Raw genomic sequence first — 15,730 nt, 5'->3', positions numbered from 1 at the left:
AGCGCCGGACGACCTACCTGTTTCAATTCCGCTTCCTGCCCGCGGCGAAGCTTCTGCCTCAGAGGCCGTCGAGCTCTGCCCCGCCGTTCCCGGCAAAACTTTTCCTTCTCGTCCCTCAGGCGGCAAGTTCTGTCCTCTAGACCCACTGGACTGCCCAGCAGAATCGGACATCTGCTGCATCCACTGCCCAAAGCTTATCCCCTGCCCACCGGAAGGCGCATTCAAAGCTACTGCGGCACCTCCAGAGGCTTTTGGTGCGGGCCCGGAAATGGCTGCGAGCGATAGATTTACAGTTGGAGCCGGCATATGGCTGTCCTCGAAACAACACAGGTTCTGCATCAAGGAAGCAAGAAAAAGGCCAGATTAAACCATGAGATTAGATAAAAGTCGGACGGGTATGTTGGGCACGCTCATCGAGCAGCTGTTGGTCACGCTTATCCTCAAAACGAGCAAGCTCTTCAATGGCTTTATCGAGTAGCTTCTGCATCGCTTTCTGATGAGCCAAAGCCTGACGCCAGTACTGTTCTACCTGCTCAAGCTGAGCGCGGCTTTGCACCAGAGCCTCCTGTTGCTGTTGCTGAGCCCCATTCAGGCGGCCGATAAATGCCTGATGCGTTTGGACCTGTCCGGCACTCAGCCCGCCTTGGCCGGCCTGCGTAAACTGCTGCTGATATTCAAGTTGGTAAGTTTTAAGCTGCTGCAGACCCGTCTCGGCCTGACGAACACGCTGCTGCGTTTCGGCCAGCAGCCGCTCAGCCTCTTTTCGCTTGCGTTCCGCGAGCTTAACCAACAGCTCAAAGCGCTGAATTTTCTTTCTCGCCGACACTTAGGGCTGTCTCCTGAGCTGCCCGGCGGGCTGCCCCTGCCCCGCTTGCTGTTTATTGTCCGGCGGCGCTTGCATAATCATCGCCAGCTCCTGAATTGAGCGTTTCATAGGCATCGGTTCATTCATACCCTGTTGCAGATAGGCACGCAGTGCAGGCATCAAATCGATCGCGCGGTCAGTTTCCGGGTCAGAACCGCGCGCGTAAGCGCCAACCGCTATCAAGTCTTCGTTTTGCCGGTATCGAGCCCAGCTACGCTTCAACTGCAGGGCAAATTGAAGATGCGTTTGATCAACAATCTGTGGCATCGCTCGACTGATAGACGCTTCAATATCAATGGCCGGATAGTGCCCCTGCTCCGCGAGATCTCGGGAAAGCACTACGTGCCCATCCAGGATCGCACGCGCAGAGTCAGCAACGGGATCCTGCTGATCATCACCTTCAGTTAAAACAGTATAGAAGGCTGTTATCGACCCTCCACCCGTTTCGCCATTACCCGCACGCTCAACCAACTTGGGCAGCTTGGCAAAAACCGAAGGTGGATAGCCTTTGGTGGCAGGTGGCTCACCGACAGCCAGTGCGATTTCACGCTGAGCCTGCGCATATCGCGTCAGCGAGTCCATCAGAAGCAGCACATTTTTCCCCTGAGCCCTAAAATATTCGGCGATGCGAGTGGATAGCTGGGCGGCGCGCAAGCGCATTAATGGGGAATCATCCGCAGGTGAGGCGACAACAACGGAACGCGCCATCCCCTCCGGACCGAGGCTGTGCTCGATAAACTCTCTGACCTCCCGGCCACGCTCACCGATCAAGCCAACAACGGTAATCTCCGCCTCGGTAAAACGCGTCATCATACCCAGCAGCACCGACTTACCCACGCCACTCCCTGCAAAGAGCCCTAATCGCTGCCCTCGACCAACAGCGAGCAGGCCATTGATAGCACGCACCCCCACATCCAGCGTCTGCTCAATCGGATGACGGTTTAAGGGATTGATTACCTCGCCAGCGAGAGAAACCATCTGCTCCGCTTGCAACGGCCCCTTGCCATCGAGCGGGCGGCCAATACCATCGATCACACGGCCTAGCAGGTTCATACCAACAGGTACCAAACTTGCCCCTACTCGAGGTGTAACGCGTGCCCCCGGACTGAGTCCTTCGACGCTGTGCAATGGCATCAGATAGATGCGGCCACCAGCAAACCCGACCACCTCAGCCTCAGCCTGCTGCCCCGGCGCCACCTCCACCAGGCAGTAGTCGCCCAAGGCAACCCTGAGACCGACAGCTTCCAGTGTCAGACCGATCAAACGGGTCACCTGCCCCTCAGTGACCGGCCTGGGCGCAGCATAGGGAACATGCGCGTAACGACCAAGCCGTTTAGTCAGCGCGCTCATCGCCCTCGATCTCCTGATCATCACTGCCAGGCTGCAGCAAAGACAACAACTGGTCCGCGACTTGAGCGAAGCGTGTTTTAACACTTGCATCAACTCGACAGCTGCCCGCCTGAACAATGCAGCCGCCGGCCGCCAAACTGTGATCTGGAACAAGGTCCCAGCCCTGCTCTTCAGCGGCTTCCTCTAGAAGCTCACAATCATCCGGATTGAGCTTCAATACCGGGGTTTCGCTGGAAGGAGGTACACAGGCCAGCGCATCGGCCACTGCACGATGCAGTAGCTCAGGACGCGTTGACAGCTCCGCCTGAACCACGGACCTGGACAATTCTATGACCATAGAGACAACCAGGCGCTCCAGCTCTTCACTCTGATGGTCGAGAGGTGCCTTTAGCTCTTCGAGGATCGCTACCAGCCGTTCAATATGACCATTAACCACATCAGCACCCGAAGCGAGCCCATCCTCCTGTCCTTTGGCAACACCCTCTTTATAACCGGCCTCGTAGCCCTCCTTTTTCCCCAGCTCAATACCCTCTTGACGGGCCTCTTCGTAAATCGCCTCCCATTGAGCCAGCGTCAATTTTTCGGCGTATACTTCTTCCTCGACAACCTGCACCTCTTCAACAGGTTCGGGCTCCCGTTTTTTCTGGGCCAGCGCAACCAGTTGCTCGCGCTCCTCATCGCTCATATCGGGCAGTCGCCAGGGATTCACCTCACGCACATCCCGCGCCCGAATACGTACCGGAGTCTTGGATTCAGGCTTCATAGACTTAAATCATATCCTCGCCGCCGCCGCCAAGGACAATCTCGCCTTCATCAGCCAGACGTCTGGCAACCGACAGAATCTCTTTCTGAGCACCCTCAACTTCGCTAACCCGAACCGGCCCTTTAGCCTCCAGATCATCGCGCAGCAACTCAGCGGCCCGCTTGGACATATTCTTGAAGATTTTTTCCTGCAACGCCGTATCTGCGCCCTTAAGCGCAACCACCAGAACATCGGTGGAGATCTCACGCAGAATAACCTGGATACTGCGGTCATCCACATCCAGCAGGTTATCGAAGACAAACATCAGATCCTGGATCTCTTGCGCCAGATTTTCGTCGGTATCCTTGATGGCATCCATCAACTCTGCCTCGATGGTGCTCTCCAGATAGTTCATGATATCGGCGGTCTGGCGCACGCCTCCAAGGGTGGTCGTCTGACTGGTACGCGTGCCGGTAAACTGGGTCTCAAGCATATCATTGAGCTCTTGCAGCGCCTGGGGCTGGATACGATCCAATGCCGCGATTCGCATCACCAATTCGATACGCACTTTGTCATCGAAGAAGCTCAGCACGCTGGCCGCCTGATCCGGATCGAGATAGGCGACAACCACCGCTTGAATCTGGGGGTGCTCATAACGGAGGATTTCCGCCACCTGACGCGGCTCCATCCAGCGCAACGTATCCAGCCCTGACGTATTGGTCGTCATCAGGATACGATCGATCAGGGTTTTTGCCTTCTCTTCGCCCAATGCTTGATTAAGCATCGCCTTGATATAGCGGTCGTTGTTGATACCGATGCCGGTTTGATCGCCCACGACACCCAAAAAATCGGTCACCACCGACTCGACACGGGACTGAGGCACATTATCGAGTTTGGTCATCGCCTCCCCGATACGCTGGACCTCTTTGGGCCCCAGGTGCTTGAGCACCTCAGCGGCATCGGACTCCCCCAGGCTGATTAGCAGGATTGCAGCTTTTTCAATATCGGAGAGCTCACTCACGGTCCACTACCCACTGCCGAACCGCCTGCGCGACTTTAGCGGGGTCTTCCGCGACCATACTGCGAATGGCGTTGAGCTGGTATTCGAAGCTCTCATTGGGTGTCGCCATCATGCTACTATCAATACTCCCGAAAGTGACTTTATCGTCTGCGACATCACCACCCTCCAGCCCTTCAAGCTCTGCAGAGACATCACCGGCCGGCCCCAGCTCACTCTCATCCCTTCCAGACCCGGCATTGGCCAAGTTTTTCATTATAGGACGCAGCACACCCAACACCAGGACCAAAACAAAGAGGCCAGCCATCAACTGTTTACCCAGGTCCCACAACCACTCCTGCTGCCAGAAGGGCACCTCTTCCTCCTGAACCTGCTCCGGCGGCACGAAGGGGGAGTTCACCACTGTAACACTGTCACCGCGTACCGCCGAATAACCCACCGCGTTCTGCACCAGTATCTGCAAGCGCTCCAGTTCACTTTGCGACCACTCTGCTCGCGCCTGGCTACCATCCTGAGGATTGATGCTGACCAAGTCATCCACCACCACGGCAACGCTCAGACGCTTAACACGGCCCTGCTGGTGCTTGGTATAGCTGATTGATCGATCCAGCTCATAGTTACGCACCGCCTGCTCGCGACTGGAGCCACTTACACCGGTTCCCGCACCGGCACCGTTTGCACCTCCCGCCTGCACCTGTTCCGGCACCGCGGTCGGGCCCGGCGGCTGATTGGACAAAGCACCCGGGACACCTCCGACCCCTTCAGCCCCTGCTGCACGAGTCTCCTCCATGGTTTTCTCGCTTCGCAGAGCTGGCAGATCCGGGTTGTACATCTCATCAGCCTGTTCAATCTGGGTAAAGTCGATCTCGGCTGAAACCTCAGCGCGGAAATTACCCAATCCAACCACCGGCTGCAGAATACTGTTAACGCGATTGAGCAGCGTATCCTCCACACTACGCGTGTACTCCAACTGCTTGGCGGCCAGAACCACATCGGTATCCGAATCACGCGTATTCAACAAACGCCCTTTCTGGTCAACAACCGTCACGTCTTTGACATCGAGCTCAGGAATGCTGGAAGCGACCAGATTGGCGATCGCAGCCACCTGATTGCGCTCCAGCGTGCGGCCTGAGAACAGCTCAACAAAGACGGAGGCTCGCGGCTTGCGAGGATCACGGATAAATACTGACTCCTTGGGAATTGCCAAGTGAACACGCGCGGTGCGCACGGCGACCATACTCGCCACCGTGCGAGCCAGCTCACCTTCCAGCCCCCGGCGATACAGCGCGGTTTCCATGAACTGACTGGTTCCAAGCCCCTGATCCTGCTGTAACAGTTCAAAACCCACGGTTTTATCGTTCGTAAAACCCTCGGCTGCCAGTCTCAAGCGCGCTTGATGCACCTGCTCCTGCGGCACGAGAATCGCGCGCCCGGCGGTATCGAACTCGTACGGAATCTGAAGCTGATCGAGCTGCTCAATCACCTCATTGGCATCGGCAAAGCTCAGATTAGAAAACAGCACCCGGTAATCCGGCTCCTGTGACCACAGCACGACCGCGAAGCCGATGGCGATACTGGCGGCTAAGCCCACCATCAGACCGAGTTGCCTCAGAATTCCCAGGCTGTTGAAGCCTGACATCCAACCGCCCCGGGTGCCGATTTGTCCTGCCGAATTTTCCATGCAGCCTCAAGCCAATAGATAAACGGACGATTAAATCGCCATATTCATTATATCTTCGTAGGATTTCACAAGCCGATTACGCACTTCGGTCATCGCCTGGAAAGACACTGACGCTTTCTGCGCTTGGATCATGACCTGTGGCAGATCCACGCTGGGATCTCCCAACTCGTAGGCAGTCGCCAATTTTTTGGCTTCCGCCTGATGACCATTAACCGTGTCGATGGCGCGCTTGAACAGATCCCCGAAGTCGTTCTCCTCAACACGCCGGGTCTTTTGGACGTCCTGAGCGATCGGCTCTGGCATTTCGATCTGGCGCGCACCCTGCTGGGCCTGAGCCTTCAGTTCACGCATCTGCGCCAAAACGCCATTAATATCCGCTCTATCGATCATGACATCCCCCAACCAGCACGGCAATATTTTGACATTATAAACGTCGACAAATTGCCATCAACCATCCACCGGCTAAAAATGCCAATTTACCGTCGTTTTACCGGCGTAAAACACCAGCCTTTGATAAACAAGCAAAAAGCGGGCCATTGGCCCGCTGGATATTTGACACGGAAAGAGATGCTTCAGTGTGTGTTATTGGGTGTCAGTCCGTGCTTCAGTCGGATATACATCAGCGCTACCGTAATCGCGTCCCCTAGCGCTGTATGACGCTGGATAATCGGAATATCCAGCCGACTGGCAATCGTATCAAACCGGAGATCCACTTCGCCGCCCACATGCTTCCACTTGATAATACTGTGATAGACGTGAGAAAGCTCAATCGCCTTGTTGGGCAGTCCGAACCCAAGCATGGGGCGCAAGAATTTATCGATGACACGGATATCGTAATTGACGTAGTAACCCAAAATAGGCCGATTCCCGATGAACTGCAGCAACTGCTCGAAAGCATCCTCCAGCTCAAGCCCGTTACTCAGATCCTGAACGCGCAGTTTATGGACTTTAATGGATTCCTCAGACAAGCTCGCAGGCGGCTTGAGATGCAGCTCAAGGCGATCACTGGTCATCACCTTTTTACCCTTGATGCGCACAGCACCGATCGACAGGATTTCCGCTTTGCTGACATCCAGACTGGTGGTTTCACAGTCCAGCGAGATAACCTCATCTCCTTTATAGGGTTCGAAAAGCTCAGCCCAGGGACCTTCCTTGTGGTGCCGCCGATCCTGCATACGGCGGATCGTTCTTGGAATTATCATTATCGGTTAGCCTCCGAGATGAAAGCGACTCGCCAAATGCTTTTTAAACCACTTGACGATCTGCAGCGCATCCCTCAACAGGTCTCGCTCCATTTTGTTGAGCAGTGCGAGTTCAATCACATTCGGTGTAGGATCGAATCCATCTTCACTGGATTCCACTCGGCGCATCTGCTGACGTAGCCGGAGCTGAATAAATAGCGAAAGCGCTTCCGCCAGGTCCTGCCCCTCCTTATCACGGAGCTGACCCGCTTCGACCAGCGCCTGGATACGCTGAAAGGTATTTGTCGCCAGGACCCTATGCTCCAGCGCCATGGTGCGAATACCGTGAACAACGGGAAAAATCCCGCCTTTCTTGATGTCGAGCTCGCCTTTGTCTTTGATATTGCCGAAAAATGTCAACGGCGTATCAAACTCAACCGACGCACGTGCGAAATGAGAGAAAAAGACATCGTTGTTCCGAAGATGACGTAGAAACCAATTACGCGCGACCTTAAACAGCGCCTGATTCCCCGCTACCGGTTTAGCGTCTACCGCAATAGCCAGATTCATCTGCGCATTGCCTTCGCAGGTTTCTGCCCAGTCACTCAGGCGCTGGGTCCAGTCTCCCACAGAGTTCACCCACTCGGGATTCGACACCATGATATTGCCCGGACAGGGTGGAAAACCGAACGAGATCAACTGTTCGGTGAATTGATTCATGGTTTCCTGCATCCCAGGCCATGACAAACCATCCCGAAAAATCAGCGCATTATCCTGGTCGGTCTTCATTATCTGCTCACCGCGCCCTTCAGAGCCCATTACGATCAGACAAACATGGGGCTGCATATCAGGCGGAATCACCAGATCAAACAGCTTGGCGATAATCCGCCCATTCATAGCTGCCAGAAGATCCATGGTGAATCGAATTTTGACGCCGGTCGATATCAGCGCCTTAATCAGAGAATTCAGCCCTTGAGCCGCTTCCCTCAAATCATCGATGGAAGAAGCGCGCTCAATGCGCAAACCGATGACATGGGAGTGACTGGAGAAGTAACTAAGCACATCGGTCAGCTCAACAACACCTACCAGTTCCTGCTTCTGCATCACAACAACGCGCTCGATCTGCTGCTGCGTCATCGTTACCAGTGCGTTGAACAGGTAATCCTCTGGGTCGGCCGTCACCAATCGATAGGAGGCAATTTCGGAGACATCGGTCTCTAAATCCAACCCCTTGAGCACAACGGCATCAAGCAGGTCAGTGCCGGTCACCATACCGTAGCGTCCGCCCTTGCGGGCAAGCACACAATCCGCTTTAAGTTCTCGCATTTTGCGCGTCGCATCACGGATACTGGTACCAGCCTCTACAATCAGAGGATCCCGTACCGTCGCACTGGTGATCTTGGCCAACATGAACTCAGCCATGTCCTGGCCTTTGCCGTGCTGCGCGACAATTTCACTTTTGGCCGCCAGGTTCTGCTGAAAATAGTCCGCAAATAGAGCGTTACTCTGTATCAACTCGACCAGAATTCGAGTCGGCATGATGTGACAGATGGTTTCTTCTTCTGCCACAAAGTCGTGAATAGCTGTTCCCCGCAGGGCTGACCAACCACCAAAGTAATCTTCGTTTTCGTAATGAACGAAGACCTGTTGCTGTTTGTCCTCGCCCACATCAATTTCACTGACCCGCCCCTTAAGGATAATGTAAACCCCTTCAGGCGCTTCGCCGGCGGTGATGATTTTTTCACCCGCCTGGTAATACCCCAGATCCAGGTTTGACGCCACCAGAGCCTGTTCCTGCTGGTCCAGCAAACTAAACGGGATATTGTCCATCTTGAACGAATCAGTCATCGCCTCTCCTCGCGGGCGTACTTCCCCGCCTTCCCTGCCCGAAAAAGGCGCGCCTCTTGCGGGTTATTATTGTTATATATAAATCAGCACTGAAAAATCTAACAAACCGCTCCCTGCTTGAATGCCCCGACTTTAGTCGAGCGCCCGGCCTCATGCGCCTTTACAAGCCTCGGTAAGCAACCGGTCATTAGCCGGGAGCTGCTTCAAACTACCCGCCATGGGTTGCCCCTCTTCATTCAGACGCACCATCTCCCGCTTTGCGCAATTAAGCAGATAGGGATCATGACGCACCTGATCAACATGAGCTTTCTCAAATCGATAAAGTGTAAACTGCGCCACCGGATCACCGGCGATCTCCTTCACCGCGACACTGTTGGTATCGAGTACAGTAAACCCGGAAGTCATCGGAAAGAGATAGGTCCACGGCCGCCACAGCATCGCAGGCGCGTTTTCAGCGACCACAACAGCCCCCTGCGGCAGTTTAGAGGATTTAAATTCAAACCAGGTGTATTCAATGTAGATTGAGTAGGCGAGCATCCCAGCCCCGGCAAAGACGGGAATTATCCACTTGGGGAGTTTTTTTCGACTTAGGGAGCGCAGAATCAGCGCAATACCAGCGGCGCCAAGGCCGGCAAAAAGGGTGGCTACCAGGTTCCAGATCATAGTTACTTCCCAAAAAAGTCGGGCTTCCATATGGAAGCCCGATTTGGATCATCCGTGACAGGAGTTACCCCCTGCCTGTGCGGATATTATCACTTAGTGGTCTACAGCACCGCCAGCACCTTTCGGGTAGCGAACGCTTTCCACCAGCTCCTGGATCTCAACCGGCGGCTCTTCAGTCGCATTGGAGACAACGAATGCAGTCACGAAGTTGATGATCGCACCGATGGCACCGAAGGACAGCGGAGAGATACCCAGAATCCAGTTATCAACGTTGTCCGGCAGGTTGGCCGTACCCGGGATGAAGAACCAACCCTTGTACATGAAGATGTACACCAGGGTGACAACCAGACCCGCGAGCATACCGGCAACGGCGCCCTTGTTGTTGATACGCTTGGAGAAGATACCCATCATCAGAACCGGGAAGATGGAAGCCGCAGCGATACCGAAGGCAAGCGCCACAACCTGGGCCGCAAAGCCCGGCGGGTTCATCCCCAGATAGGTCGCAATGACGATGGCCACGGTCATGGAGGCACGCGCCGCCATCAACTCGCCTTTCTCACTGATTTCCGGATTGATCGCATTCTTGATCAAGTCATGACTGACCGCTGACGAGATCGCCAACAACAGACCTGCTGCGGTCGACAGTGCTGCCGCCAGACCACCCGCTGCGATCAGACCGATAACCCAACCCGGCAGCTGTGCGATTTCAGGGTTCGCCAGTACGAGGATGTCGCGGTTATAGGTCAGCTCGTTACCCTGCCAGCCCCGATCAGACATATCCGCCTTATCGTTGTAGAACTGGATACGACCGTCGTTGTTCTTGTCTTCAATGGTGATCAGCTGAGTCTCTTCCCAGGTCTTCATCCACTCAGGACGCTCATCGATCTGGATAGAGGGAGCATCAGTTCCGTTCGGGTACACGGTATCGATCAGGTTCATACGCGCCATGGAAGCAACAGCCGGAGCTGTCAGATACAGCAGCGCGATGAAGATCAGAGCCCAACCGGCAGACCAGCGCGCATCAGCCACCTTCGGTACGGTGAAGAAGCGGATGATAACGTGCGGCAGACCCGCAGTACCGATCATCAGAGTCAGCGTGAACAGAACCATGTTCAGTTTATTCGGCACGTCAGCCGTGTAGGCCGCGAAGCCCAACTCCTGAACAACCTGATCCAGCTTAGCCAGCAGCGGCATACCGGATGCAGTGTGATCGCTAAACAGACCCAGCGGCGGAATCGGGTTACCGGTCAGCTCCAGAGAGATGAAGATAGCCGGAATGGTGTAAGCCACGATCAGTACGCAGTACTGAGCCACCTGAGTGTAGGTGATACCTTTCATACCGCCGAGTACGGCGTAGAAGAATACAACCACAGACGCGATGATCAGACCGGTATCCTTGTCCACTTCCAGGAAGCGGGAGAAGGCGATACCAGCACCGGCCATCTGACCGATAACATAGGTAACAGATGCAACGATCAGACAGGCAACCGCCACCAGACGCGCTGTTCTGCTGTAGAAACGATCACCGATAAAGTCAGGCACCGTGAACTTACCGAACTTACGCAGATAAGGCGCAAGCAGCATCGCCAGCAGTACATAACCGCCGGTCCAGCCCATCAGGAAGGTCGAGTTAGCATAACCACCGGCAGCGATCAGACCTGCCATGGAGATGAACGACGCCGCCGACATCCAGTCAGCTGCCGTCGCCATACCGTTGGCAACCGGATGAACACCACCGCCTGCCACGTAGAACTCTTTAGTGGACCCGGCGCGAGCCCAGATCGCGATGCCGAAGTAGAGTGCGAAGGACGCACCTACGAACAGCAGGTTAATATAAAACTGATCCATCGTTTATTACTCCTCCAGACCCATCTCTTTATCGAGCTTGTTCATGCGCCACGCGTAGTGGAAGATGATGCCGATAAACGTGAGGATTGAGCCCTGCTGTGCAAACCAGAAGCTGATATCGGTACCGCCGACACTGATACCAGAGAGGAGAGGACGGAACAGGATTCCACAGCCGTAGGACACGAATGCCCAGACAGCCAGACTTCCTAGGATCAGACGAAGGTTCGTCGTCCAGTATTGAGCAGCTTTAGATTTATCGTCTGCCATGGTGATCTCCGTTTTCTTGTTATTGGAGCCGAGAGTTGTTCCACAGTGATATTGCAGAAATAAAGCGAGAAATAGCATCCCGACTTTAGTCTGATTCATACTGTGTTCGGGCAAGACAGCAACGCGCAAGCGCCCGTATCCCGCCGAGTCAGCTCCACAATAGTGGTGCAGACCCTGGAAATACAACCTAGACCAAGGTCTTACAGGATTTTCATTCAGGCAGGACAGCCTGACGAACGCCTGCCACCTGCCGATGAACGCCAAGTCAGGTTACACTCACCAGATGAAGTTTCTTTGAATACGGGAAGGCGACTCTATGCTCTCCGGCTGGACGATAATCACCATCTCTCTGGGCTATCTTTGCCTGCTGTTCGCTCTCGCTTACTACGGCGATAAAAGCAGTGCAGGTAAGAAGTGGGCCAGCAACCCGGTTGTCTATTCGCTGTCGCTGGCGGTTTACTGCTCATCGTGGACCTTTTACGGTTCGGTGGGGCGTGCTGCTTCAACAGGCTGGGAGTTTATGGCCACCTATCTCGGGCCGGTACTTGTCTTTCTCTTTGCCTGGCGGGTGATTGAAAAGATTATCCTGATCAGCAAGCAGCAGAATATCACCTCGATATCGGACTTTATCTCGTCACGCTACGGCAAAAGCCAGAGCCTGGCCGTACTGGTCACGGTCATTGCTGTACTCGGCACCATCCCCTACATCGCGCTCCAGCTAAAAGCCGTTGCAATCAGCTACAACGCATTAGCCCCCGGGGCCACCGAGGCGCTGAGCAAGGGCAGCGACACGGCGTTATTTGTGGCGCTTGCCATGGCTGTCTTTGGCATCCTTTTTGGCACACGCCACATCGATGCCACCGAGCATCATGAGGGGTTGGTACTGGCAGTCGCTTTTGAATCGATCGTCAAGCTGACTGCCTTTTTCGCCGTCGGCTTGTTCGTTACGTTCGAACTGTTTGGTGGCGTGGAGGGACTGATCGCAAACGTCCACTCCCAGCTTCGCTTCAATACCAATTTTGCCAGCCCGCTGAGCGGCAGTTTTTTGACAGAGGTCGTTCTGGCTTGCGGTGCCGCTATCTGTCTGCCTCGTCAATTTCATGTCACCATCGTGGAGAACTCGCGACCGGACAACATGAAAACGGCGCGCTGGTTGTTCCCTCTCTATCTGATCCTACTGTCAATTTTCGTTCTGCCAATCGCAACCGGCGGCCTGCTCTTCCTCGATCAGACCCGTGTTGACGCAGACACCTATGTCTTGATGCTCCCTCTGGAGGCCGGCCGTGAATACCTCACCACGTTCGCCTTTATTGGCGGCCTGTCCGCGGCCACCAGCATGGTTATTGTCGCCAGCATCACCCTGGCGACAATGGTCTGTAACGACATCGTTATACCGGTACTGCTCAGAATCCCCCGGTTACGCCTGTCGGAGTCGGGCGACCTGGGCTCGTTACTGCTGCGCGTACGCCGGATAACCATCTTCACACTCCTGCTTCTTGGGTATTTCTATTATCGAATTCTGGGCGAGCAGGGTTCACTGGCATCATTCGGCCTGCTTGCTTTTGTCGCAGCCATACAATTCCTGCCAGCCATAATCGGCGGGATCTACTGGAAGCGCGGTAACCGGCACGGTGTACTGGCCGGGTTAGTGGCGGGTTTTACGATCTGGGTATTCACGCTGGTTGTACCCTCCATGCAAACCGCCCACCTGATACCAACCTACCTGCTTCCAGGCTGGACGACGCCAAGCTGGCTCAACCCGACCGCGCTGTTTGGCTTTGAGTTACTGGACCCGTTGACTCACGGCGTAGTTTGGAGTCTGACCCTTAATATCGGCCTATATATCCTGATTTCCAGCCTCACCAATCAACGCCTGGTTGACCGCATCCAGGCCAGTGCTTTCACCACGGTGCATGCCAAAGGATTCTCCGAGCCCGGCCGCCTGATCAGCCAGGTCACGGTGGGCGACCTGCAGATACTTGCGGAACGTTTTCTCGGCATCAGCCGCACACAACATGCCTTTACCGATTACGCGTTTCAACGGGGCGAAGAGCCCGCTCTACCTGCGGCGAAAGCCACGCCGGACCTGATTCAGCATACCGAACGACTGCTGGCCGGCGCGATTGGTGCGTCCTCGGCACGCATCGTCATGGACTCCACCCTCAGGGGAAAGGAGATGGAGATTGGCGATGTGGTCGCCATCGTTGATGAAGCGTCCCAGGCCCTGCGTTTCAACCGCTCGCTGTTGCAGTCCACTATCGAGAATATCGGTCTGGGAATCAGCGTTGTGGATCAACGGATGCGGCTTGTGGCCTGGAACCAGCGTTATGTGGATATGTTCGGTTACCCGGAAGGGCTGGTATGTGTGGGCCGCCCTATCGAAGAGATCTTCCGCTATAACGCGGTCCGCGGTGAATATGGCCTGAGCAGCGGCGGGGTCGATGAACAGGTCGAAGAGCGTCTGCGCCTGATCAGCTCGGGTGAACCCCATGCGTTTGAGCGTTACCGTCCGGACGGCACGGTACTGGAAGTTCGCGGCAACCCGATGCCCAATGGTGGTTACGTCAACACCTATATGGACATCACTCAACATAAACGGACCGAAGAAGCGCTTAGGGAGAGCGAGCAGAACATACGTATCTACACCGATAACGTGCCGGTGCTGATCGCTTATCTCGACCCGGAACGCAACTTCCTTTTTGTGAACAAAGCGTACGCCGATGCTTTCGGCATCGATCGGCGCACCATCGCAGGCACCCCGTCACACAAAATACTGCCCAAAGAGGAGCATGAGCAGCGCCAGCACTACATTCGTAAAGTGCTGGCGGGCGAGCGCCAGCGGTTCGAAACACAGATGCCCAGCCGTAACGGCGAGCCCCGCTACGCCGAGGTCACCTACATCCCGCACATTGGTGAATATGGCGACATCCTCGGTTACTTCACGCTATACCAGGACATTACCGAGCGGCGCAAAGCCGAGATCGCACTTCAGGAAACCAATGAGAACCTGGAGCAACGTGTTCGTGAGCGTACCCACGCCCTGTCGGTGGTCAACAAGGAGCTGCGCAAAGAGAACACCATCCGCGCCCTGATGGAAGATGAGCTGCGCCAGGCGAAATCCGATGCAGAAGCTGCCAACATCGGCAAAACACGCTTTCTGGCTGCGGCCAGCCACGATCTCCTGCAGCCCCTCAATGCCGCCCGCTTGTTCACATCGGCGCTGGCCCAGCAATCACACGAACCAGAAACAACTCAATTGGTCGAGAATCTGGACAACGCGCTACGTGCCGGCGAGGAATTGATTACGGCCATACTGGACATCTCCAAGCTGGACGCCGGTGCGTTTGAACCCAACCTGAGCCATTTCGCGCTTGATGCCATGTTCCAGCACTTGACCGCCGAGTTTACCGCGGTGGCCCGGGAAAAAGGGCTGGCGTTCCATCACGTCAACTGCAAACAGGTGATCTACTCCGACCAGGCGTTGCTGCGACGCATCCTGCAGAACTTTCTTTCCAACGCCATTCGCTACACAGCCAAGGGCAAAGTGTTGCTGGGCGCCCGGCGTCGAGACAACCGTCTGCGGCTGGAAGTCTGGGATACCGGTGTCGGCATACCCGAAAGCAAACTGAGCGAAGTATTTGAAGAGTTCAGACGCATCGATAACCCTAAGCACAGCGAGGTAAAAGGCCTGGGTCTTGGCCTGGCGATCACCGAACGCATCGCGCGTATGCTGGGACACAAGCTGAACGTGCGCTCCTGGCCGAGCAAAGGTACGGTATTCTCGATCGAGGTTCCCCTGGGTGATGCATCACTTGCTCAGAAACCAAAACCGGAGCAGCGCGGCTGGATTCGCAGCAAAGGACTCAACGGCATTCGCGTTCTGGTGATCGACAACGAACCGAAGATTATCGAAGGCATGTCGGCACTGCTCAAAGGCTGGTCGTGTGAAGTTATGACCGCCCTGTCCAGCGCAGAAGCACAGGATAAGGTTAACACTGAGTGCTGGGAGCCAGACATCATCTTGGCCGACTATCACCTGGGTGAAACAGAAACCGGACTGATGGCCCTGAACGAGCTCTCCACCCTATGGCGTAAACCGGTGCCTGCCGTGGTGATTACGGCAGACCGCACCGACGAAGTGAAACAGGAAATACAGGCGTCGGGTGCCCATTTGCTGACCAAGCCGGTAAAGCCCGCTGCATTGCGGGCACTGATCAATAAGCTGATCGCGACAGCGAGAAGCTAGAGGGCGAGAAGCTAGAGAGAG

The 15,730-nt window shown here is 55.3% G+C and carries 12 protein-coding genes; 1 reads left to right on the top strand and 11 read right to left on the bottom strand.

Translation table 11 applies throughout. The features are described 5' to 3' along the window. Positions 1 to 376: 376 nt before the first annotated feature. The 11 genes from fliJ to G403_RS0103090 all read right to left on the bottom strand — a co-directional run bounded on the left by fliJ (position 377) and on the right by G403_RS0103090 (position 11,463). Positions 377 to 826, bottom strand: a complete 450-nt coding sequence (gene fliJ / locus G403_RS0103140; RefSeq protein WP_027852692.1) for a flagellar export protein FliJ — start codon at positions 824 to 826, stop codon at positions 377 to 379. Then, positions 827 to 2,215 (bottom strand): flagellar protein export ATPase FliI, encoded by a 1,389-nt coding sequence (gene fliI, locus G403_RS0103135; protein ID WP_027852691.1) that lies wholly within the window; start codon positions 2,213 to 2,215, stop codon positions 827 to 829. It lies immediately after the preceding gene. Continuing rightward, positions 2,199 to 2,978, bottom strand: coding sequence for a flagellar assembly protein FliH (locus G403_RS0103130; RefSeq protein ID WP_027852690.1), 780 nt, complete (start codon positions 2,976 to 2,978; stop codon positions 2,199 to 2,201). The genes fliI and G403_RS0103130 overlap by 17 nt, the downstream gene beginning before the upstream one ends. 4 nt (positions 2,979 to 2,982) lie before the next feature. Then, the gene (fliG, locus tag G403_RS0103125; RefSeq protein ID WP_027852689.1) at positions 2,983 to 3,978 is read right to left on the bottom strand and encodes a flagellar motor switch protein FliG; all 996 of its coding nucleotides are present in this window, start codon (positions 3,976 to 3,978) and stop codon (positions 2,983 to 2,985) included. Then, complete coding sequence (fliF, locus tag G403_RS0103120) at positions 3,971 to 5,656, bottom strand: flagellar basal-body MS-ring/collar protein FliF (protein WP_027852688.1); 1,686 nt, start codon at positions 5,654 to 5,656, stop codon at positions 3,971 to 3,973. The genes fliG and fliF overlap by 8 nt, the downstream gene beginning before the upstream one ends. Positions 5,657 to 5,686: 30 nt before the next feature. Then, positions 5,687 to 6,046: a flagellar hook-basal body complex protein FliE gene (fliE, locus tag G403_RS0103115; RefSeq protein ID WP_027852687.1), complete on the bottom strand. Its 360-nt coding sequence runs from the start codon at positions 6,044 to 6,046 to the stop codon at positions 5,687 to 5,689. Between the two features lie 182 nt (positions 6,047 to 6,228). After that, positions 6,229 to 6,858 carry a 3'-5' exonuclease gene (locus G403_RS0103110; RefSeq protein ID WP_027852686.1) on the bottom strand — a complete coding sequence of 210 codons (630 nt, stop codon included), beginning with the start codon at positions 6,856 to 6,858 and terminating at the stop codon, positions 6,229 to 6,231. A gap of 6 nt (positions 6,859 to 6,864) precedes the next feature. After that, on the bottom strand, positions 6,865 to 8,685 hold the full coding sequence (locus G403_RS0103105) for a DUF294 nucleotidyltransferase-like domain-containing protein (protein ID WP_027852685.1): 1,821 nt from the start codon (positions 8,683 to 8,685) through the stop codon (positions 6,865 to 6,867). Positions 8,686 to 8,835: 150 nt separating this feature from the next. Then, the gene (locus G403_RS0103100; RefSeq protein WP_027852684.1) at positions 8,836 to 9,348 is read right to left on the bottom strand and encodes a hypothetical protein; all 513 of its coding nucleotides are present in this window, start codon (positions 9,346 to 9,348) and stop codon (positions 8,836 to 8,838) included. A gap of 93 nt (positions 9,349 to 9,441) precedes the next feature. Continuing rightward, positions 9,442 to 11,196: a sodium:solute symporter family protein gene (locus G403_RS0103095; protein ID WP_027852683.1), complete on the bottom strand. Its 1,755-nt coding sequence runs from the start codon at positions 11,194 to 11,196 to the stop codon at positions 9,442 to 9,444. Between the two features lie 6 nt (positions 11,197 to 11,202). Further along, positions 11,203 to 11,463 carry a DUF4212 domain-containing protein gene (locus G403_RS0103090; RefSeq protein ID WP_027852682.1) on the bottom strand — a complete coding sequence of 87 codons (261 nt, stop codon included), beginning with the start codon at positions 11,461 to 11,463 and terminating at the stop codon, positions 11,203 to 11,205. Between the two features lie 316 nt (positions 11,464 to 11,779). Between G403_RS0103090 and G403_RS0103085 the strand changes: the two genes are divergently transcribed. Beyond that, positions 11,780 to 15,709, top strand: a complete 3,930-nt coding sequence (locus G403_RS0103085) for a hybrid sensor histidine kinase/response regulator (protein ID WP_027852681.1) — start codon at positions 11,780 to 11,782, stop codon at positions 15,707 to 15,709. Positions 15,710 to 15,730 lie beyond the last annotated feature (21 nt).

The sequence above is a fragment of the Marinobacterium litorale DSM 23545 genome (assembly GCF_000428985.1).
GTDB lineage: Bacteria > Pseudomonadota > Gammaproteobacteria > Pseudomonadales > Balneatricaceae > Marinobacterium_D > Marinobacterium_D litorale.
This window is presented reverse-complemented; position numbering and strand designations above follow the sequence as displayed.

What these genes read in the sequence shown, in the direction of transcription:
- fliI (WP_027852691.1), bottom strand. Translation starts at nt 2,215, where the DNA reads ATGAGCGCGCTGACTAAACGGCTTGGTCGTTACGCGCATGTTCCCTAT.
- G403_RS0103130 (WP_027852690.1), bottom strand. Translation starts at nt 2,978, where the DNA reads ATGAAGCCTGAATCCAAGACTCCGGTACGTATTCGGGCGCGGGATGTG.
- fliF (WP_027852688.1), bottom strand. Translation starts at nt 5,656, where the DNA reads ATGGAAAATTCGGCAGGACAAATCGGCACCCGGGGCGGTTGGATGTCA.
- fliE (WP_027852687.1), bottom strand. Translation starts at nt 6,046, where the DNA reads ATGATCGATAGAGCGGATATTAATGGCGTTTTGGCGCAGATGCGTGAA.
- G403_RS0103110 (WP_027852686.1), bottom strand. Translation starts at nt 6,858, where the DNA reads ATGATAATTCCAAGAACGATCCGCCGTATGCAGGATCGGCGGCACCAC.
- G403_RS0103105 (WP_027852685.1), bottom strand. Translation starts at nt 8,685, where the DNA reads ATGACTGATTCGTTCAAGATGGACAATATCCCGTTTAGTTTGCTGGAC.
- G403_RS0103100 (WP_027852684.1), bottom strand. Translation starts at nt 9,348, where the DNA reads ATGATCTGGAACCTGGTAGCCACCCTTTTTGCCGGCCTTGGCGCCGCT.
- G403_RS0103095 (WP_027852683.1), bottom strand. Translation starts at nt 11,196, where the DNA reads ATGGATCAGTTTTATATTAACCTGCTGTTCGTAGGTGCGTCCTTCGCA.
- G403_RS0103090 (WP_027852682.1), bottom strand. Translation starts at nt 11,463, where the DNA reads ATGGCAGACGATAAATCTAAAGCTGCTCAATACTGGACGACGAACCTT.
- G403_RS0103085 (WP_027852681.1), top strand. Translation starts at nt 11,780, where the DNA reads ATGCTCTCCGGCTGGACGATAATCACCATCTCTCTGGGCTATCTTTGC.